Origin of the sequence: Priestia sp. Y58 (assembly GCF_029522095.1) — a bacterium.
GTDB classification, from domain to species: domain Bacteria; phylum Bacillota; class Bacilli; order Bacillales; family Bacillaceae_H; genus Priestia; species Priestia megaterium_E.
The window spans coordinates 45,768-72,128 of the sequence record NZ_JAKWFL010000012.1; the positions used below are offsets into that span (position 1 = coordinate 45,768).

A 26,361-nucleotide genomic window follows, 5' to 3' on the forward strand; every position below is an offset into this window, starting at 1 on the left:
TCAACAACCTTTTGTCTATGACATGGATAGATAACTCCTAAACTTACTAGTTTAGGAGTTATTTGCTTTATCTATTGAGTTTCTGTTCTTCTTCTTTGTACTTAGTTACCTACCTCTTCACCTTTCTAAATACCGTAGAGGTAGCATCAGAAAAAGGGACCTTCATATTTTCTATCACTAATACTTTGTAGACTAAAGCAAATGACATGCTTTTGCATCTCAATCCTTGTGATCTTGCAGTCATATTATCAAATGATTTAACTTATCTGTATCTTTTTTAAAATAATTAAAAATACGAAGCATTACATAAAAGTTTTCTCCACCTCTAGAGGCTACCAGTTCATTTTCTTTCAATTTTTTCTCTACTTCATATTCAAGCACTGTTACAACTTCTAATTCATCTACCTCGTTTAATGCAACTCTGCAAGCAAGTAATGCGATGCAATAGTGATATCCTATGCTATCGTAGCCACCCAAGCAGCTGTCGCCAAGCAACTTCAGCTCGTACGGTTGTACAATATTAATCACAACTTCTGTTATCTCTTTAGAGTCAGCAAATGGCCCCATACGTAAACAATGTTTGCGATTGAGTGGGGTAGTAGAAAATGATTTTATTTTTCGTATCAATTTCTTTAACAGTTCTTGATTTTCGTCGCTTAGAGAATTTTTTTAGTTTCTAATATATCAACTATGTGTTCCATATTCATACTCCTTATAGCCCTTTATGATTAGATACTTTTCTTCATGCCACAATCCCGACATTCGCGCAAGAAAACCCCACTTTTCACTGAACTTTTGAAGTAAGCTGAGTTGCAGTTGTCGCACCTGCCACTGACCTTATCAGGAAATTCCACATAGTCATACACTTTATCAAAATCGATTTCTTGCTCTTTTATTTCTTCCAGATTGATCACTCTTTTCTATTTGGCTTTTATTAGACTAACACAATTAGGTCTATATAAAAGGTATATGTTAAGATTACTCTGGTTTTTCCACTAGTTGCATCTGAAAAATTTGAGTTTCTTGAATACCTGCTCTTTGGAGTTCCTCTTTAAATGATTCTCCTTCTTTTACTGTAATGACTCTCTTTGAACCGTCACGTAACGTGTAGATTCTAAAATTGTACATGAATGTACCTCCACCCAAATAAGTGATTCCTGCATACGATTTCTTCAGGAATTAAGCCAAGCGAACATCAATTAGCTCGCTTAACCTCATTTTATTCTTTAACTCAAATACGTCATCAATGAAAGTAAATAAATTCCCAAGAGAATCAACAAACTGAATAACTCCTGTTTCCGTTATACACTGCCCATGCTTGTAATACGTAAGGTACACTTGTTTATTTGTATGTAAGGCTTCAATTAAAGTGAAATTCTTCTGTTAAAACAGGTTGATCTACCTTTAGTTGCTTATTTATAACTTCCTTTAATCCTATGTATTGCTCGGGCATAGTGGCGAATGGACGCCATTTTTTCATTCATCTAGATTCCATATCTTTTTCCTCCTTAGGATTTATGGCCACCTATAAGGCCGTTTCGATAACGAGCTGTTGAATAAGGAAGGTGACTAGACGCACGTAGTACACTATTCTTGCCATAACGCAGCCGAATGTCATCAATCGTTTTGGCAAGAGCATAGGCTCTTTCACGTTGATCAATGTCCTCAAATAAGCTCATTTGCTCCTCTTCTTGAATGCTTGTGTTGGATAATGAAATGCCAATGGAGCGAATCGGCATGCCACTATCATATGTATGTAAAATGGTTAAACAATATGGAAAGATATCCTGGCTTAAGTTCGAAGCTCTCCCCATTTTCTTTTGTCTGGAGAAGCCTCCACCTGTTTGTTTGCTGTAGCTAATGGATAAATGAATCGTTTGAGCCACCACTTGATGCATGCGTAAACGGAAACATACATCATCCAATAGCTCCAACAGCAATAACTCCACTTCTTTTCGGTTTGTATAGTCACGGAATAAAATTTGACTCTTTCCAAAGGAACGAGAGCTAGGAATATATACATCAGAAATGCGACTGTAATCAATGCCATTCGCATTTTGGTGCAACTCTTCTCCTAGTATGCCAAATTCCTTTCGTAACATCTCTTTTGAAGAAAAAGCGAGTTCTTTGATAGAGTGAATACCCAAACGATTTAAGCGTCTTTCCGTAGCAGACGAGATCCCCCAGAAATCCTTCATCGAATGAATGGACCACAACTTAAAGGGAATATCCTCATATCGCCAATAGGCAACTCCTGTTGGGCTGTTCTTGGCTTCATGATCTAAGCTCACCTTCGCCAGTAAGAGATTCGGACCGATACCTGCGGTAGCTGTCAGCCGTGTCTTGCGATAAATCTCGTTGATGATTCTATGGGCCAGTTCTTCTGGTGTTTGAGCGAATAAATGCAACGAAGCTGTCGCATCAATAAATAACTCATCAATGCTATACGCATGAAAGTCTTCAGGAGCCACATACTGTAACACCAAACTTGAAATATAGTTCGAAGCCTTAATATATCTCTCCATAGATGGATTCACCACATGGATATCTTTCCTTTTAGGAATGTCGAAAAGACGACTTCCTGTTTTGATCCCTTCTTTCTTTAATAAAGGTGTGGCAGCTAGCACAACCGATCCTGACCTTTTGATATTCCCCACCACCGCAAGTCTTGTTTTCAACGGATTTAACCCCCGTATGACAGAGGAAACCGAGGCAAAAAACGATTTCATGTCTATACAAATAATCACTCTGTTTGGTAGCTGCCTATCATCCATTAAAAGAACTCCTTAAATTAAAGAACATTTGTTCTCTATATTATATACGAACAAATGTTCTTTAATCAATAAAAACTCTAAAGTTTTCCCGATTATTGCTATTAAATAGCAGTTTCACCATTCTAAAGGATAAGTTCATAAGTAGATTCATCCATCAAATTAATAAATATAAAGAACTACATACAATCCTTTTTGTAGAAAGAAGTGGTAGTATGTATTTAGAGGAGGGATTTTATGGTTATTGATAATTACAAGGTAATAAAAGTACTGGGGTCAGGTAGTTTTGGAACAACTTATTTAGTTGAAAAAGATAATAAGCCTTATGCGCTAAAGCTCATTCGTGAAAATATGATGGCTATGCAAAGCGACGGAGTGAAAAGAATAGAAAGAGAAATTAGAATATTGAAGAATATTAAGGGAGAAGGAACTGTAGATTACATTGATGATGGTATCTATAAAGATGGTTTAGAAAGTTATCGTTATATTGTGATGGAATATGTCGAAGGTATAAGTATGGAAAAATTCGTACGAGACACAGGGGCATTATCTGTCAATGGCGCATCAACCTTAATATTAAACATTTTTAATGCTGTAAATGAGATTCATGAAGCTGGGATTATTCATCGAGACTTAAAACCGGAAAATATTATATTAGTAGACGAAAAAACTTTTCAAGTTAAAGTACTAGATTTCGGAATCTCGAAGCTAATTGACGCTAGTTCACTTACGATTACCGGACAAGGTATGGGAACACTCGCTTATATGGCTCCTGAACAACTAAGTTCTGCAAAAGACATTGATTATCGGGCAGATTACTATTCATTAGGAGCCATCTTTTATGAATTACTTACTAATGAAAAGCCCCTAGAAATGTCTAATCAGCTAGAAGCTATGTTTAAAATTATTAATGAAAAACCAGAACCGGTCATTAATAAAGTGCAGAATATTCCTCTTGAAATTTCTATAATGATTGAAACATTACTTTTAAAAGAACCGTATAAAAGAAATTTAACTCTAGATAATATAAGATCAACACTTAACAATTGTATAAAAAGAAAACAAGAGAAAACTTTTAATTTCAATTATAAACCTAATTCACTTGAACTCATCATTGTATCTCAAAATAACGACTCAAAGTTAATTAATCAAATTTCCAAAGAAAGCGATTTAGATGGAGTAGTTTTCAATGCTCCACAGTTAATATTCTCAGATAAAAATTATCAATCACTTCGCGGAGAAGATACGCGGTTGTTAATTGATCCTTATACACAAACGCTGGGTTATTCAGCATTTACAAGCAAGGAAACGTATAAGAAATTACCTTACGTTATAAATACTTTAAAAAAAGAAACACCAAAAGATTTTAGGTTTGCTTCAGAGATTGAGAGAAGATCGAGGGCAGTTTTAGATTTTCAGCTAAGTTATAGCCCAGATGTTCTTTTAGCACCTTTCCATTTCTACAATTCAGATAACGATGATTGGATCAGAGTGGATTACAACATCTATAAGGAGTGCAGAGCTTATTTAAGTTCCATCAACAGCAATAAACCCTTATATTATGGAATTTCACTAAATATCGATAAGTTTGAGGATACAGATTCAATTGATGATTTTGTCAATTTTATTTCGGCAGCTCATCCACATGGCTACTACCTGCAAGTAGCTGGAGATTTTGCTTCTTTGAACAGCAATCACTATTATGCTTATGCTTATTTGGTTAAATTATTATCTTATAGCAATAAGGAAATCATTGTTTCACGGACTAATGACTTTTCTTTAGGGTTACTTGGAATAGGAGCAAATACTATAGCTACAAGCTTAGGTCAAGGAGACAGTTTTAAGGAAGACTTTCTAAATAGACAAGAAAAGGGAGGAGCTTCTTCCCGACGTTATTACATTGAAAACTTAATGGGGCTATATAATAAAAATATTTTAGAAGACGTTCTGTCTACAAAAATAGGAAAAAAGCTCATATGTAACTGTAGACATTGCGAAGGCTCCTTGAATTCAGATAAGATTACTACATTTAATAATTGTATCCAACATCATTATCTTGTGAAAAGAAATCAAATTGAGTCATATTCTGTACTATCTAATCAAGAACGTATAAGAAAATTTGTTACTTCCACAGAAGAGGCTCAAGATTACATTAAAGAGATACTGAAAGAAAAAAAGATTAAAAATTTAAGTCATAAACATTTACAAGTATGGCGCGAGGTGATACTAGAAATATCAAAAATGGATTTCCCTCAATCTTCGGGCATTTAATTTTAGATTTTTTTCTACTAACTGTTCAGCTATACCATATTTCATTATAGGATCTAAAGGAGGAGAAATTTTTGCAGCGAGAATTTCTTTTACCTTTGGTCCTACAGATATTAACCCTATGTTGAATTTTTTAAATTCTTCTAAATCAGCACGATGAACAAAATCTTCGTCTAAGGCAACGTAAACTTGTTCAGCAAACCTTTGGTATCTTATAGCCTGTGTTAATCCAGCCTTCCAATTATTTAGTTTTCCCTCTATTGCTACAGTTCTAGGAGAGAAAAGACTAAACTGTTCGTTACGAAAATATAAATTATTCTTTTTAATAATTGCACCTGTAGATATTAAATAATTAAGAACCTGATATTTCAACCTTGTTTCAGAAATATAATGATTTTGAACAAGCTCATCGAATGATACTCCTCTTTTCTTCTTTCTCAAAAACTTAAATATCTTAATTTGATCACTATTTGATAAAAAAACACCTTTTCTTCCCTCCACAAATTGGTTAAAAGCAGCTTTATTTTTAATAATAATGAGGTCTGCTATTCCATAACCACTGCCGATTTCTTTAAATATAAGTCTCTTTCCAAAATAGTCGCTTAACCTTATCATCATTTCATTTTCTGTTTCGTACATATCTTGTCTCCTTGATAAATTTTCGCTTAATAATTGTAATTTATTTCAGACTAATTTCTCAAACTATTATTAAGATATTAAGGATATCTATAGATTATTAGATTTTATATTACCATCCCATGCGTTTAAGGATAAAGGCCGATAAATTGAAATCTTAGGTATTGAATTTTGCTAAAGAAAGTAGCCTAGCAATATGTTAGACTGCTTTCTTATTTTTATAAGTTAGTCTATAAGCTTTAGGGGGAAGGTACAGTATACTTTTCAAATAACCTCTTATAAGGTGGCACAGATATAAATTTTATGTCGTCTAATCCCATGTTTACATATGCTTTTCCATCTATGAATACGAGGGGACTATCTTTTTGCTCGGGCGGTATAATATAATTTACCGTTTCAACATAATAATCTTTTTGATTTAATTTTTTAATGTTGAAATGTCCCTCATCTAGGAGTTCATTAATAATGGTCTGCGCATCATTAAATACCCTACGAAATTTATTCTCATAAAGTAAAAAAAATTTTGCTATAGGTACCCTTTTATTTTTGTCTGTATCTATGAAAGACGCTGGTTCATTAAACACAATAGTTATTTGAAATAATTGAGTTGTAAAATCTTTAAATATATTTAATGCAAATATTCTCTCTACTGCTTTTCTTCTAATATCAAAATCTATTCCTTTTACTGTGTTGAGAGTTTTAGGAATAAAGCACAAATTGGAAATTCTACAATCTAAACTTTCGTTACTTAGATGATCCACAACGTAATTGTTCTCATTGGCTACGTTCATCGCACTTTTTCCATACCAATGTTCCATAACAAATCGATGTAAGTCTATTTTATTCCCTTTGTTAGAGGAATAGATATATGGTTTTTTGTGTTTACCATTAAATCTAATATTCCAGTTCATTTTCTTAATATTTTCCCATAAAGATTCATTATAATCAGTAAATCCCAGTGAATTAACTTTATCAGATTTAAAAATTATACTATCTCCCTGAACATAAACTTCCAAACTATAACACCCCTAATATTCATATTCCTTTGAAAAATTAAAAAAGGCGCCTATTTGGCACCTCTTCTAGTTACAAGTGCTGAATACACAGCAGGGGCTAAGGCAACTATTAAGTCCCATAAAGGCCCATCTTGTAATTGGATATGGATAGACAAGTCTATCATTTGTTTCACCCTCTAGAGAAGGTAGGATTACCGCATATCATCGGCACCCTCTCTGCATATACAGCAATACATCTATTATACCAATAAACTTATGCAAAAGAAATATTTTCCTTGAACATTGAGCATATTAGGCTGATGAAGTTTAGAAAGGAAAGTGAAATCAAGTAAAAAATGGACCTTTCAAAATTCAATAAATGTTTTGTTTCTTAAGAAAAATCGCTGACACATAGACGTGAAGAACTCTATAAGATAATCAATGAACGTATGAATGAACATGATTTAGAGACATTGGTGATTAATGCCTTAACAAATAACTTTTAATAATTACTTGATGGGGGATTGGAGTTATGAATAATCAACGTCTTAACCTGATAATCAATGCAACTTATATAAATTATAAATTGTAAAATGTTCATATTCGTTTTTAGCTAGAAATCGTTCGTAAAAGTGATTATAAAATAATGAACGTTCAAAAAGTGTTTTTTAACTTTTACGGATATATAAAGTTATAGATTTTAATAATTTCTCATGTGTCCGTAAATGTATACGTTTACGAACTTTTATTTTTTTAATACGAAAAACATGGTAAATTAATTCGGATAATAATATACCGAAATTAACAATAAATCATAAAAGTCATCCAGAATATCCCTTATGTTAAGTTTGATGTTATATAATTGGAATATATGAAAATATATGGAACTTTTATATATGTGAATCGTATAAGCATATAGGAGGGGATTTGGATGTTTGGTTTATTTGGAAAAAAGAAAATTGTCATTGATTTTGAAGAGAGATACTACAACCTAACTGATTTAAAAAAAGCTGTCGTAAAACATTTTCAAAACAAAGGAACGATCTGTGAAGTTATTGATACTCATACCTTATTAGTTGATCATCAGAAATATACGTTATCTGAAAAGACGATAAGCATGGGTGGTGTTCCTTTACAACGAGTCATTTTAAAAGAAGCATAGATAGCTAGATGTTTCTACATAATGTATTTGTCATTAAATCTATTGGAGGTGTAAATCTTACTTAGGTAAGATAACTAATTGGACATAATTAACTTGTTATTGGTAGCAGTATTAATTGGATTGACTGGTTTCTTTGTAGCCACAGAATTTGCGATTGTAAAAGTACGAAGCTCTAAGATTGATCAACTTGTAGCTGAAGGTAAAAAGGGTGCTGTGTCTGCGAAAAAGGTCATTACGCACTTAGACGAATATTTATCTGCTTGTCAACTAGGTATTACAGTAACAGCGATGGGGCTAGGTGTTCTTGGTGAACCTACGGTAGAAAGGTTGCTAAGTCCCATTTTTATGAAGTTTGATTTAAATGAGTCCATTACACACCTTTTATCGTTTGGTATCGCCTTTATTGTGATGACTTATCTTCATGTTGTGGTAGGTGAATTAGCACCTAAGACATTTTCAATACAGAAAGCAGAAGCTGTCACGTTGTTATTTTCAGCGCCCATCATCTGGTTTTATAAAATCATGTATCCGTTTATCTGGATTTTAAATGGTTCTGCACGAATACTGGTTGGAATGTTTGGATTAAAACCTGCTTCAGAGCACGAATTGGCCCATTCAGAAGAGGAACTTCGTCTCCTGTTAGCTGAGAGCTATAAGAGTGGTGCTATTAATCAGAGTGAGCTAAAGTACGTAAACAATATTTTTGAATTTGATGAACGCCTGGCGAAAGAAATCATGATTCCACGAACTGAGATGATAACAATCTCTGAACATGACACAATTGGTGCATTTTTAGAAATGGCTACATTGGAGCAGTATACTCGTTACCCAGTAACAACCGATGGAGATAAAGATCAAATCATAGGGATGGTAAATATAAAAGAAATCTTAAGCGATGTTGCATTTGATGACACCTTACGAAACCAACTCATTAGCTGTTACATTAAACCCGTGATTCAAGTCATTGAATCGTACTCTATCAATAAGCTATTAAGAAAGATGCAAAAGGAACGTATCCACATAGCAATCTTACTTGATGAATATGGAGGGACAGCTGGTTTAGTAACCGTTGAAGATATTTTAGAAGAAATCGTAGGAGAAATCCATGACGAATTTGATTCTGATGAAGTGCTCGATAGGCAAAAAATTGGTGAATATCACTATGTTTTTAATGGGAAAGTATTAGTAAGAGACGTAAATACACTAATGGGAACGAACATTGAAACTAATGAAGTCGATACGATAGGTGGATGGATCTTATCTCAGAAAATAGACGTTAAGTTAAATGAAGTCCTTGTGTATAATGATTTTGAGTTTATTGTGAGAGAAGTTGATGGGCGAAATATTCAAACCATCGAGGTAGCAAATAAACAGCATTCTTTGAGCTTAGCTAAATAGTAAATAAAAAGCAACCTCATATCCCATGGCATTGGAAAGAGGTTGCTTTTTGTCATTCATACTCATTGAAGAATGCATAGCACCGCAAGTGAATAATATCATATATTTACCATAAGTTATATATTTTTCTTTTTTAAATATGAATAAAGTGTGCACTTTTTATACATCCTCCTCCCACTTAGGTATCGAGTAAATGCCGTCATATCAAGGATGTATAAAAAGCTGCATAATCCATAAATATGAAAAGCGAACGAGCCCTTGTGTACCAAGAACTCGTTTTTTTGCTAGGTTCCGTTAAGAGTGTTTATGTAAACTAGCTCTGTATATGATATTCACATTTAATTTCTATAAAGAGGGTAGTTTGCTTAGATAACTTCTGTTAAATTAAAGTAATTAAGGTATATAAAGTTATGTAAGGGGCATTTCATGAAGAAGAAAAGTGGTTTAAAATCATTTTGGAGTCTTAGTATTATCGCAACTATAATTTTTGCTTTTATTCCAAAGGTTGGTATTAGGATTGAAGGACATTATTATTATTTTGGCTTTCCTGCTGATTGTTTAATATATTATAAAGGTCCAAGATTAACTCCTGATATAATAGGCATCGTATTTAATATTGCTTTCTTTTATTTTGTTTTCTTTATTTTAAACAAAATATTTAACAAGATTCTAAGAAGTACTATAAGGTAACGAGGAAAAGAGCACATTAAGTGCTCTTTTTGGTTCCTGTAATCTGTATTATGGTGACTAAATAAGGCCTGGTTTTATTGTAGATGCCTCATGTATTTTTAAGATCTGAAGCCTTTAAAAGAAGTAGTACACTAAATAATACAATCACGATACCAGCACATAAGAGGATAAATTTAATATCGACATTAATGCTAACAAGAGTGGAAACTAATCCATAAGAAACTGGAATAAGTCCCATGGAAACCATTGTATTTACACTCATAACTCGACCTACTATGGTTGAGGGTGTTTTCTCCTGTATTAAACTAACTATGGGAATATTAATACTCGATACACAACATCCAATAGCCAACAAAATAGCAGCAGCAAGCCAGAGATCAATTTCTCGGCTAAATATCATAAGTAATAACCCTTCCAAGAATATGAAAGAAATTGCAAGTTTTCCTCTATTCCTTTTTATGTTCAACCAGCCCATGATTATAGCTCCTAACAACATGCCACTAGCAAACGAACTTTGTAAAATACTTAAGTAAAAAGCATTTCCTTTAAAACGATCCTCTGCAAGGATAGGGATGCTTAACATGAGAGGTCCAATAAAGAATAAGTTGACAATAATAAATGTCACCATGACGGTCAGAAGAAACGAGGAATCTTTAACATAATTAATTCCTTCAGCTAAATCCCTTAAGATAGATGTTTTCTTGGGCCTTAATGTCTTCTTTTCTTTGATGAATTGTAACAAGATTATGCTTATCAAAAGTGTAAAGGCAATTACCAGAAAGATGGTTGAATATGAGAAAAACGAAAGGAGAGTAGCACCTAAGACAGGGCCAAACATGACAGAAAGCTGATTGGTTGTTTGTATTACTGAATTCGCTCTGACTAGTTGCTCTTTATGAACAATCCCTGGAACAATTGAATCTCTAGCTGACCAAAAAAAGGCATCAGATGCCCCGAATAATAATGCAAATATAAATAAAACGGAAAGAGATAATAAATTATTTGTATAGAATAAAGCCATCAGAAGTAGCATAAAACACCTAGTTAGTAATGAAAAGAATATAACTTTAGATCGTCTGTATTTATCTGATACAACGCCTCCTATGACCATTAATAATACTCTAGGAATCGTAGTCGCCATTAAAATAATTCCTAAAGAGCTCTTCAAGTTTAGGTAATTGACTACATACCACTGCTCAATAGTTAAATACATTGAAATAGAAAGGCTTGAAAATATACTTGCTACCCATAGATAAATAAACTTTCCTTTCCAAATACCTGTTTGTACTTTAGCCTCTTTAGTTATTGGAATCACATTTACACCTCATTCTTATTAAAAATAACAGTAATCTAATTAGATAGATATCGAATTAGATTGATTGAAAAATGAACGAAGAAACGTTCATTTTAAAAGGTAACAGGCCACATCTCTTTTGGATTTAATTCATATTCTCCATTTTGCCTATACATGAAGTGTTGCATAATTAATTCTCTACGAATAGTCGCATAATCTTCATGATAGTTTTTTATATATTCATTAAGATCCCTTTCTTTATACGTTTTTCCTTGATGTAAATCACGTATTAAATACGCTAATATAACGTTCTTTTTCTTTCTTTGACTCGGAATTTGTTTCAATGTCCCGTCGCTATTTATAAAATTTTTAACAATAGATAACTTATCTTGATTATTGATTTTACTATCTTGGTTCTCCATAGACTCCTCCCCAATATTTAAGATAGCTTTTGAATTATATTCTAGCCTTTCACTATCGAGATAAAAATAAATAATGTTCCCTTGTCTTCTTTGATAAACTAACCCTACATCTCTCAATTTTGAGATATGGTGAGTAATGGTTGGCGGTTGTAACCCAAGTTTATAAGCGATTGCTTGCCCATGAAGAGGGCCTTTTTTTAATAAGGAAATAATTCTAATTCTTGTGGGGTCTCCAACTGCCTTATGGTAATTGACTAATTTATCTAGTTGCATAATTTAATACCTTCCTCCTCCAATTCGATTATTATCTAATTAGATAATAATCGAATTGGAGGTCTATGTCAAAAAGTACCAGATTGATAATTTCCTATAATCTGGATTATGGTAACTAGATTTGTATGGATAAGGTTATAATTGATTTTAAACAAAAATCTTATATATAGAGTTGATGAGAATGAATAAGGAAACACGTAAACAAAGAATAGAGGAACTTAAAAGAAAAAATCTAAAAAAACAATTGGAAGAAAAATTTAAATGCATTTGTGCTTCTATAACTGATTTTGAATTCCTTACATCCAAGGAAATTGAATTAAGGTTTCAAAATGTTTATTCTAATGATCAAGAGCCCCAGATTCGATTCGTCCATAATCTAAATAGAATTATGGAGGAAATGTCCTTTTTACAAGAAGAATTCGGCGCATATAGAAATGAATATATATTGCTAGATCAGAAGGAAATACTTCCTTCTTACCGATTGAAATTAAGATTTGAAGACTTTTGGAATAACCTGAATCTAATAGCTAATTTTTTAAACCTTGAAGATGAGTCTTCACTCTTTCTCTTTACCTTACTAGGACATAAAAAGAATTTCGGAATCTTTATTTATGAAGATGAGTATGGACTAGATCATATTCTATTTTGGAAGGAAAACTTTTGATTTCGCTAATTATTGTAAATAAGGGGGTCTTTTTTCATGAGGTTTTATGAATATCAATCAGTAATGAATAACACGAAATGGGCAGAAATTAGAAATGCAATGAACGATTGTTCTATACATACAATTTGGAGAACAAAAGATGTCAAAACTAAGTATATAAGTGATTGGGATGGAGACTGGTTTTATCATTTCAAAGGTAATTACAAAAACATTGAATGGTTAGAAATAAAGGTGGAAAATTTGGAAAAGAAAAATCAAGTAATAAATACACTCAGAACAATTAACGTACCAGGAGAAACAAAAGGTGATGTTATAAAAGTTTATGGTTACGTTCAAAACAGCAACTCTGTAGATTATTTATAAATAGCTAATGGTTCTTATAATACGTTTTATGGTGACTAGAAGACTATAGTATATAGGCTGTATTAGGGCTATTACAAAGAAAAGAGTAAGGAGTGCTAAAGTGTCTGTTGAAAGAGATAATATGATTAATTCTTTAAGAAAAAATGTTATTCCTACTTTGAGGGATCATGGTTTTAAAGGTTCCTTTCCTCATTTTTATCGAAAACTGGAGAATCGTGTTGATTTGTTAATGTTTCAATTTAGTGCTTGGGGGGGAGTCCTCTACGTAGAGATTTCTAAATGTTCTCCAGAAGGTCATATAGATGTATCTGAAACGTTTTATACACCTAACAAGGTAAAGGTCTATAATATTGATACCGACCATAGACAAAGGTTAGGAAAAGAAATAGGTGAAATGTTTGAATTTAATAAAGATAACACAGAAGTGATTTCATTGGACGTAAGAGAATCATTGAAAGAAGGAGAAGAATGGTGGAATTCCTCTGCTAATTGGTGGGTTTAATACACATAATTAAGTAACGATAAGAGTTGTTGTGTACACTTAAGTTGTATATGATATTCATAGTTATAAGTGCTCAAAAGGCGGGGATATTGCATGAAAGATAATTTGATAAAGAAGATATATGAACAGGGTTATCCTGATGCACAAACTGCACCTTTAGTGTCTCTAGAAGAGTTTTTCGAAGGTAATGAAGATGAAGGCTCTATTGGCTGTAACCTTATGGACCATCCAGGAATTGATACCTTTTATTCTGTTTTGTTTGAGATTAAAAGTAAGCCAAGTGTACAAGACGTACTTGTTGAAATTATGGAAGTTGAAGACGAGGAATGTTGGCCATTTTCGGAAAGAATATATATCCTATCAAGCGCTAATCCCGAGGAAATAGAGGAATGGGTTAAAATCTTAGAACCTGACGAGATCGAGGAAGGTTATATGTTTGGTAATCCCCCTATTGCTCCAGAGTTGTACCCTAATCATAAAGTGTTTGGAGTTTGGTGGGATTGATAAATAAAGCTTTATCTAATGCTTACGAAACTGGTTCTTTTTATGAAGGTAATATGGACTTTAGAGAATCAATTTTTAATTTAGAGCCAAAATTGATAGAACTCGATGATCTTGAAACTTTGAAGTATTTATATTTCAACGTAAAGGACATTTCTCTACGTCATAAATTACTCTTGGTTTTACGAGATATCTATAACTCTCAGCTTAGTGAATTTTTTCAAAAGGTCTATAAGAAAGAGCGAGATTTAGAAATGAAATTAATAGCTGTACGTGGTTTAGTGAAATACGTTGAAGAACATGAAATAACTAAAATTATGAATCATTTCATAAAAATCTTGATAAAGAGGCCTGAACACACTCCTTACAATTATAAAGAATATGAATATTTGCGTTCACCAAGTGGATTACCTTATCTAATTAAGGAATATAATTATAACTGCTTTCATCAAGTATTAGAGCAAGTAGAAAAACAATATGAAGCTATGCCCTTCCAATTTAAGCATCATTATACGTATGATGAAAATGATAATATAGTTGAACTACGAAGCCCTGATGAGACTGATCAAATGATTGAAGACTTCTTTAAAATAAATTAACTACTAAAAGACGTTAGATTAATGTTCTAACGTCTTTTGCTACCTAGAAATACCTGTTATAGTAACTAGAGTCTCATACTAGCTATTTCTTGGCCGCCAAATAAGACAAAAAACATGAAGAAAGGTATTGTATGATGAAAAAACAAGACCGACAAAAAAGATTAGAGTTTCTATTGGCAAAGAGAAAAGAATTAGAGAAAAAAGAGGATAAAGGGTCTCTTTTTTCAGAATGTGTAAATGCCTTAGGTAAAGGCGTTATTATTTATTCTCCTGAAAAAAGTGAAGAAAGATATTGCTCGTTTCAAAAAGAGGTCCCATTCACATTTTACGGAAGGATAGAATGGGATAAATTTGATAAATACTGCGTAATCACTTATTTAGAAGATGTAAAAAGCTTAATAAATGACGATGATCTTGAGATATATTGGAGTACAAACAATTTTCCTGTACTAAAGACGAACTTTGAGAACATCTTAAGCGTATATGACGATGTTGTGGCTGTAGGTAGTGACACTTTTCTTTATGTAGAAAATAAATACGTAATAGAAATTTATCATGACGGAGAAATGAGAATAGGTTTCTTAAATAATTTCCGATAAGGGGTTTTATGTTAACTAAAGACACATACCACTGTAAAGTTTCTGTTGATAACGTGGCCCCCAGTCATTAGACTGGGGGCCACGTTGTTTAAACAGTAGAAAACTACATAAAAGCCTTTATCATTTTATTGATACGTTTTTTTGAGGATTTTGCTTTTTATAATTTCACTAACCAATATAATAACTATGGACAGTATAGATCCTATAAGGATAGCAAAATTGATTACTCCGATTCCAAACCCAGTTAACCCTCCATAAAAGCTACTTATTATTACAATTCCTAGGCTAATTACTCCTATAATTAGAGGTATAAAATATTTTAAAGAAGATACCTTTTTACTCATTCTACTGGAAAGTAGAAGTAAGCATGTAACCGTGAATATTACAATCATATACATTATAGCCATCTTTTAATCCTCCTTCGTATGCATTATAAATATTACCATAATATTCTAAAATGTGTTCAGAATATGTCCAATATGGTTTTTTATTGTAATTGAGTAGAATAGCACACACTACATTTCCTTTTTGTGGTAATATATATAAATGCTTACTTTATACTGTTAGAAAAAGGAGATAAATAATGTTGCAATCACTAATTTTTGATATGGATGGAACTCTATTTCAAACAGATAAGATCTTAGAAATATCACTCGATGATACATTTAACCATTTACGTACGCTTAACCAATGGGATGCAAGTACGCCTATTGATAAGTACCGTGAAATTATGGGTGTACCGTTACCAAAAGTATGGGAAGCTTTGTTACCTAATCATTCAGATGAAATCAGAAAGTATACGGACGCTTATTTCTTAAACAGGTTAGTTGAGAATATACGAAATGGCAAAGGTGCTTTATATCCTAACGTAAAAGAAATCTTTAGCTTTTTAAAAGAGAATAATTGTTCCATTTACATAGCAAGTAATGGTTTAAAAGATTATTTAAAAGCAATTGTAGACTATTACGATTTAAATAATTGGGTCACAGAGACATTTAGTATTCAGCAAATCCAAACCCTCGATAAGGGCGATTTAGTCAAAACGATTATAAAGAAATACGATATCAAAAGCGCAGCAGCAGTGGTGGGGGATCGCCTATCAGATATCAATGCTGCAAAGGATAATAATTTACTAGCAGTGGGGTGCAATTTTGATTTTGCTCAGGCAGAGGAACTTGCTCAGGCTGATGTGGTAATAAACGATCTAATAGAATTAAGAAATATTGTAACTAAAATAAATAATAGCTTGTCAATTTAATAGGCCTTTATTAAGAGAAACCATTAAATCAGCTTTTAAACAAAGGTGTTTCTCTTTTTGTTAGGATAATTAAGACGATACAAGTTTTAATTAGTAACATTTTCGTCGCCGACATTGTTATAAATTAAGGAACTTTTATGATGAAGAAACTAAGTGTAATTTCTTTAATTTTATTATTTGCTACTCTCGTATTAAAATTTTCAAGTATGCTCAGGGATATCTTAATATCAAGGTTTTACGGTCTTTCTGGTGATTCGGATGCCTATTTTGCGGCTGTGAACATTCCTAACATCTGTATCTTGTTCCTTTTGACAGGAATAAAAGAAACATTCTTACCTAAGTATTTTCAATTTAAAGAATTAAACGGGAAACTTTCCTATACATCGATGATGATTAGAGGAACTTTTTATATTGCTCTAATTGGATCAATAATAGGAGTTCTTATTTCTTTAATGGTAATTCCCCTTTTATTCTCGAGTTTTAATCAACAAGGTAAACAAATTGCAGTATGGACAGCCATTTATTATTTCCTTTCGTTAGGGTTTGTTGGAATAAATTCTATATATGAAGGATATTTAGAGGCAAATAGAAAATTTGCTTGGTCGATACTTTCTCAGTTAATCGTAGTTTTATTTGTTATAACAGGACTTATCTTTTTTCACAAAGAAATTGGGATTTTGTCTATTCCTCTCTTTTACTTAATTGGCACAATTGTTTCATTCTTTTTGAAAAAAGCAGGATTTACATACTTCTATCGATATAGAGAAAAGGTAAGTTTAGATTGGAGTAAAATTTCGGAATTTTATGTTTCTTTCCTTCCAATTGGACTTACTGCTGCAGTAGGGCAAATTAATTTATCTGTTGATGCCAGCTATGCTTCTCACTTAGATGAAGGAATTGTCTCAAGTTTTAATTATGCATTTCGTCTAGTTAATATCCCCCAGGCCATTTTTGGTGTAACAGTAGCAACCATGATCTATCCTATTATTGCGAAGGCCTTTCATGACAAAGATATTGTATTGTTCAAGAAAAGCATGGAGAAAGGGCTAGTATATATGTTCCTTTTGTTAGCTCCAGCAATAGTAGGTATGTGTTACTTAATGCCTGAGCTTGTAAAAGTCATTTATACAAATTTTAGCGATTCTGATGCAGCCCTAACTTCTACCTTTGCTATTTTCTTTTTAGGATCAGTTTTAGCTTATAGTATTCAGGCTGTCATTGCTAAAGGGTTATACACGTTAGATAAAGGAAGCGTCTTTTTAAAAGCTGGTCTATTTTCCGTTTTTTTAAATGTGGGATTCAATTTTATCTTTGTTAAGTTTTTTGGAGCCTATGGTTTAGCGTTAAGCTCCTCACTCGTTGGGTTAATTTATTGTGCGATAACCTTTTCATCGTTTTATAAACTCGTTAACCGAATTAATCTAAAGTGGGTAGTAGTACATTATATAAAAATTTCACTTTCAGCGATAGTAATGCTTACTTGTTTAATTTATCTAAAGAAAGTGTACTTTTTAAATTTTACTAACTTGTACTTCTATTTGGGTTTTATAATCATTGGAGGAACACTTATTTACACTTTATTTGTAGGAATCTTTAATTTTAATATTATCTATCCAAAAATCAAAGTACGAATGAAAAAATAAAAAATGACAAAAGGCAGCCCTATTTGTTTTGCAGCTGTCTTTTTGTCTACGTCCAATAAAATACTTTAGTATTTATTTAAAAGATAAAAGAACTTAAATAAGGTTATTTACTAAAAAAAGAATCAATCACAATATTTATTTTTAAAGTTATATGCATATGAATCTACAAATCTGGACAGACTAATAAAGTATTCCCCCTATTCCAATAAATTTGAAAAACCTTTGCCTTTATGGCAAAGGTTTCTTTTTATATAAATAGTTTTCAAGGTCCACATTTTCCAAAACTAACAGTAAGGTATTAACCCTAAAATCCATTTTTAAAGTTAACTATTAAAAATAAAAGCTTAAAATTACGACGCTAAATAAGTAAACGTTTACTTCATGTTTTTTGGTGGTGTTATTCATAGTTTTAACTGCTATAAAAGGCGTAAAAGGGAACTAATAAATTAACTATTCTAATGAATTATTAATTTATTTTTCATAGATACTTAAGAGTATTCCCATACAATTATCTTAACTTTAAAAACATATTGGATATGAGGTGTTCTTTGAAAAAATTAATTTCAACAAAAACAAAGAATAGTAAATGACTAGTGGAGTAAATTGATATAGATTGCACTCGTTTTTTGAATTCTAAAATGCACGGCAATAATATAGAACAATCAGTTTGTTCTTTTAAAAAAATTGTGGAAAACCACTGCAAAGAAGGGGAATGTGTATGCAAGAGAACCAAAATAAATTGGGTATTGCACTCAACAAAGTGCCAGAAGTCACAATTTTCTTCTGGATAATCAAAGTTTTGTGCACAACTGTAGGTGAAACATTTGCTGATTTTCTAAATTTCAACCTTGGATTTGGGTTAACTGTCACTACTATAATTATGGGAATAGCATTTTTTATTTTATTATATCTTCAATTTAAGGCAACTAAATATGTCCCAGGTATTTATTGGACAACGGTTGTGCTTATAAGCGTATTTGGAACATTAGTAACTGATAATTTGACAGATGGAATGGGAGTACCTCTTGAAGCTAGTACAATTGTCTTTTCCATTCTACTTGGATTAACTTTTCTTTTTTGGTACCTTAGTGAAAAAACACTCTCTATACACTCGATTTATACAAGAAGAAGAGAAGTTTTCTATTGGCTTACTATTCTATTTACATTTGCACTTGGAACAGCAGTAGGTGATTTATATTCTGAACAACTAGGTTTTGGCTATCTTAAAACGGGAGTAACAGTCATCATTATCATAGGTTGTATCTTTTTGGCATACAAATCGAAACTTAATGGAATTTTAGCATTTTGGATTGCCTATATTCTTACTCGTCCACTGGGAGCATCATTAGGAGATTACCTATCACAAACAAAAGTTAATGGTGGATTAGGTTTGGGAACAACTGTTACTAGTGTTATTTTTCTTATAGGTATTTTAGCAATAATTGTTTTTCTCGCCATTACAAAAATTGATATAACTTCAAAAAGTGAAATGGTGGATACAAACCCAACACGTGCAAGTAAGAGAAATGTTTTGACACAAACCATTGTAGTGCTCTGTATTTTCTTAGTTCTAAGTATAGGTGGTTATATCTGGCGCAGTAATGATTTAGCATCACAATCCACTGCTTCACAAGCTACATTATCTGGGCAATTAAAGGATTTTATTAAAATTGAAAATGATATGCTCAAGGATGTAAATTCAAAAAACTTTACTGCAACGAAAAAAGGAGCAGACGATTTAGAACATCAGTGGGACTCATCAGAAGCTAAACTTAGAGAAATAGACGGTTCTAAATGGACCAAGATCGATGGAACTATTGATGTTGTATTAGCAGCAGCTCGTTCATCCAACCCTGATGTCAATAAGTGCAAATCAGCACTTAATAATTCACTGACTGCACTAAACGCAGCTAATAAATAAAAAAGGGATTCTAACCTTTCTTTTATAGGAAGCTAGAGTCTCTTTTCTCTATAATCACACTTAACATAATCAACATTATCAGAAATAACAACCTTAGATTAAAGCAAATTGATCCTATTTCTTAATAAACAATGTTTCAACAATGCTACAAGATGTTTCATTTTCTATACATAAATGTATCAACTCTTATAGAAGCTAATTCTTCATGATATACTATGGAACAACGACAAAACATTGTATATGCAATATGTTTTGTTCATTTTCTGCATCGAACGAACAAAAAACCACTGATTAGGTCCAGTGGTTTTTTTGCTTTAAAAATTGAATATGTTTTTATAATTTGAGCAGACTACCCAAGACGCCGTGAGGCATCTACCACTACAAAACCATATTTGTTATTTCCAAAAGAACAACCTACTGTACAGGAGCAATAGGTTGTTCTTCAGAATTTATTTTATCAATGTCATATAAAAACACAGTGAAATATATTCGAATATAAAGAATTAAAAAAATAGCAGTCCTGTAACCATTGGTTATAAAATTTAAAAGATCAACATTTGCTATAAGAAAGTCTATCAACATAGGTATAAACATACATAACCATATAAAATTGCTATCTTTGACAATGTTGAAGATAGCAATTATTGAACCTATAATTGTGCAAACTAAATAAATCAATTATATCCCCCCAATATTATTAAATTTAACACATTTATCCAATACATTGTTAATTAACGTAGTGTAGCTTATCGGTAGTTTAAAGAGCACAATCGTTAGCGTATTGATAATGTTTTTATTTAAATAAAAGGTCAATTTCTTTTCGGTCATAATCTAAAATCCAATGATTATATTCTTCGTAAAGAAACTCTATAGATTCTTTATTAGAGGCTAATACATCACAGCCTCGATCATCATACAGGTGAAAAATGATTTCTTTAGAACGATTGATAAAATAAATATCATAACCACTTTGTGGATTGCTTTTAAGTATACTAGATGGATGAGTAAAGTCTTCATAACAAATAGCTTTTAAGAGTTGTATATACTTTAGTTCTGACTTCTTACAAGAAATTGCAAATCGATGAGTAATAGATTGATCATCTTCCTCATCAAATACACTGGGTAAAAGATAATGACTTAATTGGTATAACTTTTCTTTATCTTTTATGTACTTTAAATATACGTTTAAAGGCCTTTTTTGGAGAAAGATATCTTTTTTTATGGAATGTACATCTGTAACAAGAAGAATCTCATCTTCTTCTCCAAATACTGCTTCAAATAATCTGATTGAACGATAAAGTGCTTGCTCTAAATGTTCCTTTTTGTAATGAGGTATTAAAGGATTTGATATTTCAAATCGAATGCTATTTTTCCAAGAATAAAATAAGGAAGGGCTTAAAATTAGTTTTTCAAAATGTTTTTCTAAAAATGAATGTAGAATATCATGGTTCATATGTTTTTCTCCGTGGTTTTTGATTTTATTTTAACATTTTTTTAATGAATTCTTTTTGTGTGATATAAATATCTAGTCAATATAATCACCATTACCGGCACCAAAAAAAGGCTCTGAAAAGAGCCTTTTTTAGTAATTAGGTATGTCTTCAAAGGTCCTAATCCCTTCAACTTCCCATCTCAATTTGTAAAACTCCAAGATTAATGGATGAACATTAGAACTGTATCTCAAATTTTTTAACTTTCTCTTACCTAGCCTTTTATCCAACAGTGCGAAGGCTTTGATAATAACATTCTCAGAATTTAAAGCATTGTCAATGGATAGTTGAGGATACTGAATAAATGCATCATAAACTAGATCGACATTAAAGATACCTTTATCCTCTAGAATTACTGTAGTGTAGTCTAAATCTTTCGTCTTGCCAATAAACTCTGGAAAACATTCATATAAACAGTCGGGAAAAGATTTGTCAGTCGCCTTTTTTATTTCCGCCCAAAGTTTATCATGTTCCATTAAATAATTTGCTGAAGACGCATTGAAGACTTCCTTTTTATCTAGAGTAATCCATATACGCTTTTGCTCACCAAGGGAAACATTATATTGAGTCAAATGGATACTTAATCTATGTTTTAATTTATCGCAAATTAAACTCTCTATATTTCCTTTTACTTTTGTCCATTTCATAGCATTATCTTACTCCCATTTTTTGTTTAAAACTAAATATTACAATTGAGATCGTAGAAGTACATTATACAAAACATTTTTATTTTAAATGATATTTTTACTGTATACTCAATACACACGTAGTTAACATAATGGATTTTATAAGAATAAAAGTATTTTAATGTTTATCTATAAGTGTTTTAATAGAAAAGTAAATATTTCAAAACAAGAAAGTGAGAACAAGTGGACTTTATTTTTAATTTTATAGTTGAATTTATTGAAACAATAATTATAATGTGGCTTGTTTCGTTTGCATTAGAAAAACTGAATGTCTTTCAGTTAGAGAAGAAAACTAAATGGATATTCATACTGACCCTTTCACTCATATTAGGTATTATCTTTGCATTAATTGACCTATTATTAAATTTACATCGTATACCAATTTAATGATTCTCTGATGAAAAATTCTATACAATAAAGATTACTCAAGGAGAGGATTGAATGAATAAAGAGCTAGAAGAAAAAGTAGTAAGATCCTTCTTTACTAAGAGAATCCAAGATAGAGTGATATTCGAACTTTTCTCTGAAAAGAAAAGAGAAGACGCATTACATCGTCTTAATCATAATTACACAAAAACATTGAGAGAAGAATATATGATTGAGATTCCTAAACCAAATTCTTGTGCCAATGAAATAGCCAAATTATTAAAGCAGCACGGGGCAGGAAAAGAGTGTTATTCAATTTCATGGAACAAGAAAATAGACGGAGAAGAATTACCTTTACTTACAGCTCTTAAAGATGCAGTAGGTTATGGTTTTCCTTCTATTATCGTTTGCATTCCAAATAAACTGGCATATTTTGAAGCAGAACAAGGATATGGAGCTCCACCAAGATATATTTTAAAAAGAGAAACATAAGATGTAGACTCCATACATTTTCAGTTTAAATAATCAAAATTATAGGTAGTAACAAATAAAATCCCTTTAAAAGGGCTTTTATCTTCGAATATACAACCCTGATATGTGAGCTATATTTTCTAATCTTGTCATAGTTTGATTATCCTTACAAAAGATAGGTAATGACATATCGTAATTTCCTAATATTACTGTAGAGATTGAAGGAAAGAAGAAAGTTGAGAAACTATTTGTATCTAATGAGAGTCTAAATAAAAATTCCAAAACTCTACTATCATCTGTTCGAATAAATTCTCCTTTTATAGCCTGTTTTAGTAATAAAATATAGCGATATTCCTCCATCGAAAGAATTTTTTTATAAGAAGCTAAGCTACTGTGAAAAATATCTGCACAATGCACGTATACCTGCTGTTTACCGCATAGTTCAAAAATTTCATGAAAGTAATTTATATAATTAATTTCATCAAGCTTATTTTGATATTTATTAGTTAACAGTTCTTCTGCTTCCTCTTCAGTTAAAATTCGATTAAACCGATCCAAAGCTCCTTTTACAAAGAACTTGTCTATAAGTTGAATATCCTGAAAATAAATATCCCCATATAGTCGTTTTAAAGAGGAGATTTCACTCTCCATTAAAGTAACTATCTTCAAGCTGTTACCCCTCTTTCTTCATACATTTCTCAATATCATCTCAGGTATACACTATACAACCTTAGTTACCTTAATGTAGCTTATAGGAATAAAAAAAGGCTACTAGCTACATAGTCGCCTTTTTTTGTCTTACTGGTTTACTTATTAAATACTGAATGATTAAAAGAACCACATAACCTATAACTGTACCAAACGTGTTGAGTAGAACATCATCAATATCTGAGCTACGACCTATAAAGTATTGAATAAATTCAATTAAACATGTAACAGATAAACCTAAAATTGTTACTTTCTTAATTGAATGATATTTTCTCCAAATAAGGGCTACGAAAAAGCCTAAAGGTGAAAATAACATAACATTTGCAGTTAGATTTAAAAGAGATACGCTATTCCATTCGTCAACATTTGTATTCGTTTGAAAGAAGTATTCGTAAAGGGTATGAAAAGGTATGATATTTACATGAGAAAGCTCATTTGTAAAATAAATATCAAAAAAAGGCTCTCCAGTATCTGTAACAATACCCGCATTCCAATTTGGAACAATGGTTTGAGATGCCAAACCAACAAGATATAATGCAAACAAACCTAAAATAAGTTCCTTTTTGAAAGATGTTATCTTTCTTTTCTTCTTTAAAAAGATAAAACGAAACCCTACATAAAAGGGTAATGCAGCTAAGATATACCCAAGCATATCTTCTACATATAAAGTGATTAAACCCATTAAAACTATTTCAACACCAATCTATTCAAAAATGATAGGACCACATTATACCATTAAATGAAATAATAAGTAATAACTCTCTACTAAATGAAAAGCTAGTCATCATAATGTACCTTATCGGCACAAAAAAAGGCGACTATTTAGAAAGTCGTCCCTTTTTCTTTACTGGCTTCAATTAAATAAATAACTTAACATGAGCTCTCTTGTTTTCTCATAAATCTTATATTCTTCGTACAAATTTGGATAGGTAGAGATTTCTTTTTCTAAAAAAGAATATTGCGGAAAAACTTCAAAGAAAGTCAACTTTAATTCATCGATCTGATTTTGAGGAATTTTCTTCGTTTTACCTTTCACCATATAACTTAAACTGCCAGCAATATTCATCCAATAGCTATTAAAGTCTGCGGTTAACAGATCGTCTTCATGTAATTTCCCACTAAATTTATCTTGTATTTTACGAATGTCTTCATGGGGAAATGGATGATACAGGTCATTGTTAAGCTTCTTTAATTCATCCAATATAGTTAGTTTTCTTATATTAAACTCCGCCTTTTCGTTTTATGTAGAGCTTTATTTTACCACTGTGTACACAAGGTTCACCATAAAAGCTATGTGCATACTCTATATACTTTTAGTTAACATAGTCCAAATTATCGGAAATAGTGAAATTTTCTCTCTCTTAAAGTAACCTTATAATAAATATAAAAGTATTTAGGACAGGTAAGGAGAGAGTAATTTGCTGCATAGATTTAAGAAATTAAAAAATACGGAGATTTATAGTACTTATTGTGACTCTTTTGGAACTCCTTCTCGTATATATAAGTCTCATTGGCAAGAAGCTGTACTTGAAGAGATAGAAAATAGTCAAGTATCCAATGATAAAGATAGTTTATTTATTATAGAATTTTCACCTCAGAACGACAGACCTATTTGGACATACATTACACTGGGTATGTCTAAACAGAAGATGCTAAATGGTTTGAGGTCTGAATTAATTTGGCTGAATGAACAATCAAATAAAGAAATTGTAGAATTATTGGTTGGTCTATCTAAATACCCTTTCTACGACCATACATCTTTAGATTATGGACAAACTATTTCTAATTCTGAAGCACATTCATCTTTTAAAATGAATAGTCTTTTGATATGCCCTCCTATAATGGAGACAGACAATACAGCTCACCTACTAGATATTTTTGATAAAAAATGTATTGAACTATTTTGGCTATTGCCTATTCATCAAGAAGAAAAGAACTTTGTAAAAGACAAGCAAGACTTTACAAAATTATTAGACTTATGGATTGAAAAAGATATTGATCCAGTAATTTTATGTAATTCTGAACGTAAGTCAACGCTGTAAGAACTAAGCGTAATCCATGAATACCATATACAAAACCAGTTTACATAATACCTCTTCCGGAACCCACGCAAAAAGAGCAACCTCTCGTCCACTGCCGAGGTTGCTTCTTTTATTTTATATATGCAGCAACATACTAAAAATAGCTTTTAATTACAGAACATGGTAATCTATTTACGCTTCATACTTCGGATACGTATGAACAAACCCTTACAAAAAAAGAAACCTCGTTCATTGGCCAATGCCGACGTTTCTTTTTATTTTGCTTACCTTTGAGGACGCTTAGTTACGTATATTTTATATATATGAGATATTTAATTCTGCCTCTTAAAACTCAGGATTCATACTTCTTTTCTTCATCAATCCATCTATCTTCAGTCAATAGTCCACACTTAGGGCATTTATATTTCGGATCTATTTGAGTTGTTATTTCCTCAACATTACAAAGTTCACATCAATGAATTAAAAACAAATATCACCACACTCCTAATAAATAGAAAACACATCATTATTATTATGGGGTTCATAAGTGATAATAACATCTTTTTCATACTTTAGAAGTTTACGTGAGATCAAATTAGCTTCTCCTTTTAAAAAATAGAGCATCAAACGCAGGCTTTAATACAACAACTGTTTTTTAAT

Annotated in this window: 29 protein-coding genes; 15 read left to right on the forward strand and 14 right to left on the reverse strand. The window is 31.7% G+C overall.

The genetic code is table 11. The annotated features are described in order from the left end of the window. Positions 1 to 240 precede the first annotated feature (240 nt). The 4 genes from MMB68_RS24715 to MMB68_RS24730 form a co-directional block, all read right to left on the reverse strand. Positions 241 to 567, reverse strand: coding sequence for a hypothetical protein (locus tag MMB68_RS24715; RefSeq protein WP_277549487.1), 327 nt, complete (start codon positions 565 to 567; stop codon positions 241 to 243). 161 nt (positions 568 to 728) lie between these two features. Then, complete coding sequence (locus MMB68_RS24720) at positions 729 to 905, reverse strand: DUF8096 family protein (protein WP_473829045.1); 177 nt, start codon at positions 903 to 905, stop codon at positions 729 to 731. 73 nt (positions 906 to 978) lie between these two features. Then, positions 979 to 1,128, reverse strand: coding sequence for a hypothetical protein (locus tag MMB68_RS24725; RefSeq protein ID WP_251441034.1), 150 nt, complete (start codon positions 1,126 to 1,128; stop codon positions 979 to 981). A 380-nt stretch (positions 1,129 to 1,508) separates the two neighbouring features. Next, positions 1,509 to 2,774, reverse strand: coding sequence for a Y-family DNA polymerase (locus MMB68_RS24730; RefSeq protein ID WP_277549488.1), 1,266 nt, complete (start codon positions 2,772 to 2,774; stop codon positions 1,509 to 1,511). A 234-nt stretch (positions 2,775 to 3,008) separates the two neighbouring features. On the opposite strand from MMB68_RS24730, the gene MMB68_RS24735 reads away from it, so the two are divergent. After that, complete coding sequence (locus MMB68_RS24735) at positions 3,009 to 5,042, forward strand: serine/threonine protein kinase (RefSeq protein ID WP_277549489.1); 2,034 nt, start codon at positions 3,009 to 3,011, stop codon at positions 5,040 to 5,042. Here the strand turns inward: MMB68_RS24735 and MMB68_RS24740 are convergent. Further along, positions 5,007 to 5,678, reverse strand: coding sequence for a hypothetical protein (locus MMB68_RS24740; RefSeq protein WP_277549490.1), 672 nt, complete (start codon positions 5,676 to 5,678; stop codon positions 5,007 to 5,009). The genes MMB68_RS24735 and MMB68_RS24740 overlap by 36 nt on opposite strands. Positions 5,679 to 5,914: 236 nt before the next feature. Beyond that, a complete protein-coding gene (locus MMB68_RS24745; protein WP_277549491.1) occupies positions 5,915 to 6,691 on the reverse strand; it encodes an HNH endonuclease family protein in 777 nt (258 codons plus the stop codon). A 910-nt stretch (positions 6,692 to 7,601) separates the two neighbouring features. Between MMB68_RS24745 and MMB68_RS24750 the strand changes: the two genes are divergently transcribed. The 3 genes from MMB68_RS24750 to MMB68_RS24760 all read left to right on the forward strand — a co-directional run bounded on the left by MMB68_RS24750 (position 7,602) and on the right by MMB68_RS24760 (position 9,920). Further along, positions 7,602 to 7,832 (forward strand): hypothetical protein, encoded by a 231-nt coding sequence (locus tag MMB68_RS24750; RefSeq protein WP_277549492.1) that lies wholly within the window; start codon positions 7,602 to 7,604, stop codon positions 7,830 to 7,832. 78 nt (positions 7,833 to 7,910) lie between these two features. Next, on the forward strand, positions 7,911 to 9,230 hold the full coding sequence (locus MMB68_RS24755; RefSeq protein WP_277549493.1) for a hemolysin family protein: 1,320 nt from the start codon (positions 7,911 to 7,913) through the stop codon (positions 9,228 to 9,230). Between the two features lie 426 nt (positions 9,231 to 9,656). Then, positions 9,657 to 9,920, forward strand: coding sequence for a hypothetical protein (locus MMB68_RS24760; protein WP_221817701.1), 264 nt, complete (start codon positions 9,657 to 9,659; stop codon positions 9,918 to 9,920). 88 nt (positions 9,921 to 10,008) lie between these two features. Here the strand turns inward: MMB68_RS24760 and MMB68_RS24765 are convergent, their stop codons facing one another. Both MMB68_RS24765 and MMB68_RS24770 read right to left on the reverse strand, forming a co-directional pair. Next, positions 10,009 to 11,235 (reverse strand): MFS transporter, encoded by a 1,227-nt coding sequence (locus MMB68_RS24765; RefSeq protein ID WP_277549494.1) that lies wholly within the window; start codon positions 11,233 to 11,235, stop codon positions 10,009 to 10,011. 92 nt (positions 11,236 to 11,327) lie between these two features. After that, complete coding sequence (locus MMB68_RS24770) at positions 11,328 to 11,909, reverse strand: DUF2087 domain-containing protein (protein WP_098113790.1); 582 nt, start codon at positions 11,907 to 11,909, stop codon at positions 11,328 to 11,330. A gap of 181 nt (positions 11,910 to 12,090) precedes the next feature. Between MMB68_RS24770 and MMB68_RS24775 the strand changes: the two genes are divergently transcribed. The 6 genes from MMB68_RS24775 (at position 12,091) to MMB68_RS24800 (ending at position 15,137) form a co-directional block, all read left to right on the forward strand. After that, on the forward strand, positions 12,091 to 12,573 hold the full coding sequence (locus tag MMB68_RS24775) for a hypothetical protein (RefSeq protein ID WP_277549495.1): 483 nt from the start codon (positions 12,091 to 12,093) through the stop codon (positions 12,571 to 12,573). 36 nt (positions 12,574 to 12,609) lie between these two features. Next, on the forward strand, positions 12,610 to 12,936 hold the full coding sequence (locus MMB68_RS24780) for a DUF6678 family protein (protein WP_247807471.1): 327 nt from the start codon (positions 12,610 to 12,612) through the stop codon (positions 12,934 to 12,936). A 100-nt stretch (positions 12,937 to 13,036) separates the two neighbouring features. Then, entirely contained in the window at positions 13,037 to 13,438 is a 402-nt protein-coding gene (locus MMB68_RS24785; protein ID WP_277549497.1) for a DUF4304 domain-containing protein, read from the forward strand. Positions 13,439 to 13,531: 93 nt separating this feature from the next. Further along, positions 13,532 to 13,942: a hypothetical protein gene (locus MMB68_RS24790; RefSeq protein ID WP_277549498.1), complete on the forward strand. Its 411-nt coding sequence runs from the start codon at positions 13,532 to 13,534 to the stop codon at positions 13,940 to 13,942. Next, positions 13,939 to 14,538 carry a hypothetical protein gene (locus MMB68_RS24795; protein ID WP_277549499.1) on the forward strand — a complete coding sequence of 200 codons (600 nt, stop codon included), beginning with the start codon at positions 13,939 to 13,941 and terminating at the stop codon, positions 14,536 to 14,538. The genes MMB68_RS24790 and MMB68_RS24795 overlap by 4 nt, the downstream gene beginning before the upstream one ends. Before the next feature lie 131 nt (positions 14,539 to 14,669). Beyond that, positions 14,670 to 15,137, forward strand: a complete 468-nt coding sequence (locus MMB68_RS24800; RefSeq protein WP_277549500.1) for a CDI toxin immunity protein — start codon at positions 14,670 to 14,672, stop codon at positions 15,135 to 15,137. 125 nt (positions 15,138 to 15,262) lie between these two features. Here the strand turns inward: MMB68_RS24800 and MMB68_RS24805 are convergent, their stop codons facing one another. Beyond that, positions 15,263 to 15,544, reverse strand: coding sequence for a YesK family protein (locus tag MMB68_RS24805; RefSeq protein ID WP_346780486.1), 282 nt, complete (start codon positions 15,542 to 15,544; stop codon positions 15,263 to 15,265). Between the two features lie 176 nt (positions 15,545 to 15,720). Here MMB68_RS24805 and MMB68_RS24810 point away from each other — a divergent pair, with 176 nt between their 5' ends. The 3 genes from MMB68_RS24810 (at position 15,721) to MMB68_RS24820 (ending at position 19,959) form a co-directional block, all read left to right on the forward strand. Then, a complete protein-coding gene (locus MMB68_RS24810; protein ID WP_224980730.1) occupies positions 15,721 to 16,395 on the forward strand; it encodes an HAD family hydrolase in 675 nt (224 codons plus the stop codon). A 137-nt stretch (positions 16,396 to 16,532) separates the two neighbouring features. Then, positions 16,533 to 18,038, forward strand: coding sequence for a murein biosynthesis integral membrane protein MurJ (murJ, locus tag MMB68_RS24815; protein WP_277549501.1), 1,506 nt, complete (start codon positions 16,533 to 16,535; stop codon positions 18,036 to 18,038). A 718-nt stretch (positions 18,039 to 18,756) separates the two neighbouring features. Further along, on the forward strand, positions 18,757 to 19,959 hold the full coding sequence (locus MMB68_RS24820) for a COG4705 family protein (protein WP_224980727.1): 1,203 nt from the start codon (positions 18,757 to 18,759) through the stop codon (positions 19,957 to 19,959). A 793-nt stretch (positions 19,960 to 20,752) separates the two neighbouring features. Here MMB68_RS24820 and MMB68_RS24825 read toward each other — a convergent pair. Both MMB68_RS24825 and MMB68_RS24830 read right to left on the reverse strand, forming a co-directional pair. Continuing rightward, entirely contained in the window at positions 20,753 to 21,412 is a 660-nt protein-coding gene (locus tag MMB68_RS24825; RefSeq protein ID WP_277549502.1) for a DUF3885 domain-containing protein, read from the reverse strand. 129 nt (positions 21,413 to 21,541) lie between these two features. After that, a complete protein-coding gene (locus tag MMB68_RS24830) occupies positions 21,542 to 22,096 on the reverse strand; it encodes an SF0329 family protein (RefSeq protein ID WP_063247064.1) in 555 nt (184 codons plus the stop codon). A gap of 480 nt (positions 22,097 to 22,576) precedes the next feature. Between MMB68_RS24830 and MMB68_RS24835 the strand changes: the two genes are divergently transcribed. Beyond that, the gene (locus tag MMB68_RS24835) at positions 22,577 to 22,993 is read left to right on the forward strand and encodes a hypothetical protein (RefSeq protein ID WP_224980725.1); all 417 of its coding nucleotides are present in this window, start codon (positions 22,577 to 22,579) and stop codon (positions 22,991 to 22,993) included. Positions 22,994 to 23,071: 78 nt separating this feature from the next. On the opposite strand, the gene MMB68_RS24840 is transcribed toward MMB68_RS24835, so the two are convergent. From MMB68_RS24840 to MMB68_RS24850, 3 genes are all read right to left on the reverse strand, one after another. Beyond that, positions 23,072 to 23,641, reverse strand: a complete 570-nt coding sequence (locus tag MMB68_RS24840) for a hypothetical protein (protein WP_224980724.1) — start codon at positions 23,639 to 23,641, stop codon at positions 23,072 to 23,074. Positions 23,642 to 23,747: 106 nt separating this feature from the next. Then, entirely contained in the window at positions 23,748 to 24,362 is a 615-nt protein-coding gene (locus MMB68_RS24845; RefSeq protein WP_224980723.1) for a VanZ family protein, read from the reverse strand. 171 nt (positions 24,363 to 24,533) lie between these two features. Beyond that, positions 24,534 to 24,881 carry a YxiJ family protein gene (locus tag MMB68_RS24850; protein WP_263623953.1) on the reverse strand — a complete coding sequence of 116 codons (348 nt, stop codon included), beginning with the start codon at positions 24,879 to 24,881 and terminating at the stop codon, positions 24,534 to 24,536. A 217-nt stretch (positions 24,882 to 25,098) separates the two neighbouring features. Here MMB68_RS24850 and MMB68_RS24855 point away from each other — a divergent pair, with 217 nt between their 5' ends. Further along, positions 25,099 to 25,722, forward strand: coding sequence for a suppressor of fused domain protein (locus MMB68_RS24855; protein ID WP_224980722.1), 624 nt, complete (start codon positions 25,099 to 25,101; stop codon positions 25,720 to 25,722). Positions 25,723 to 26,361 lie beyond the last annotated feature (639 nt).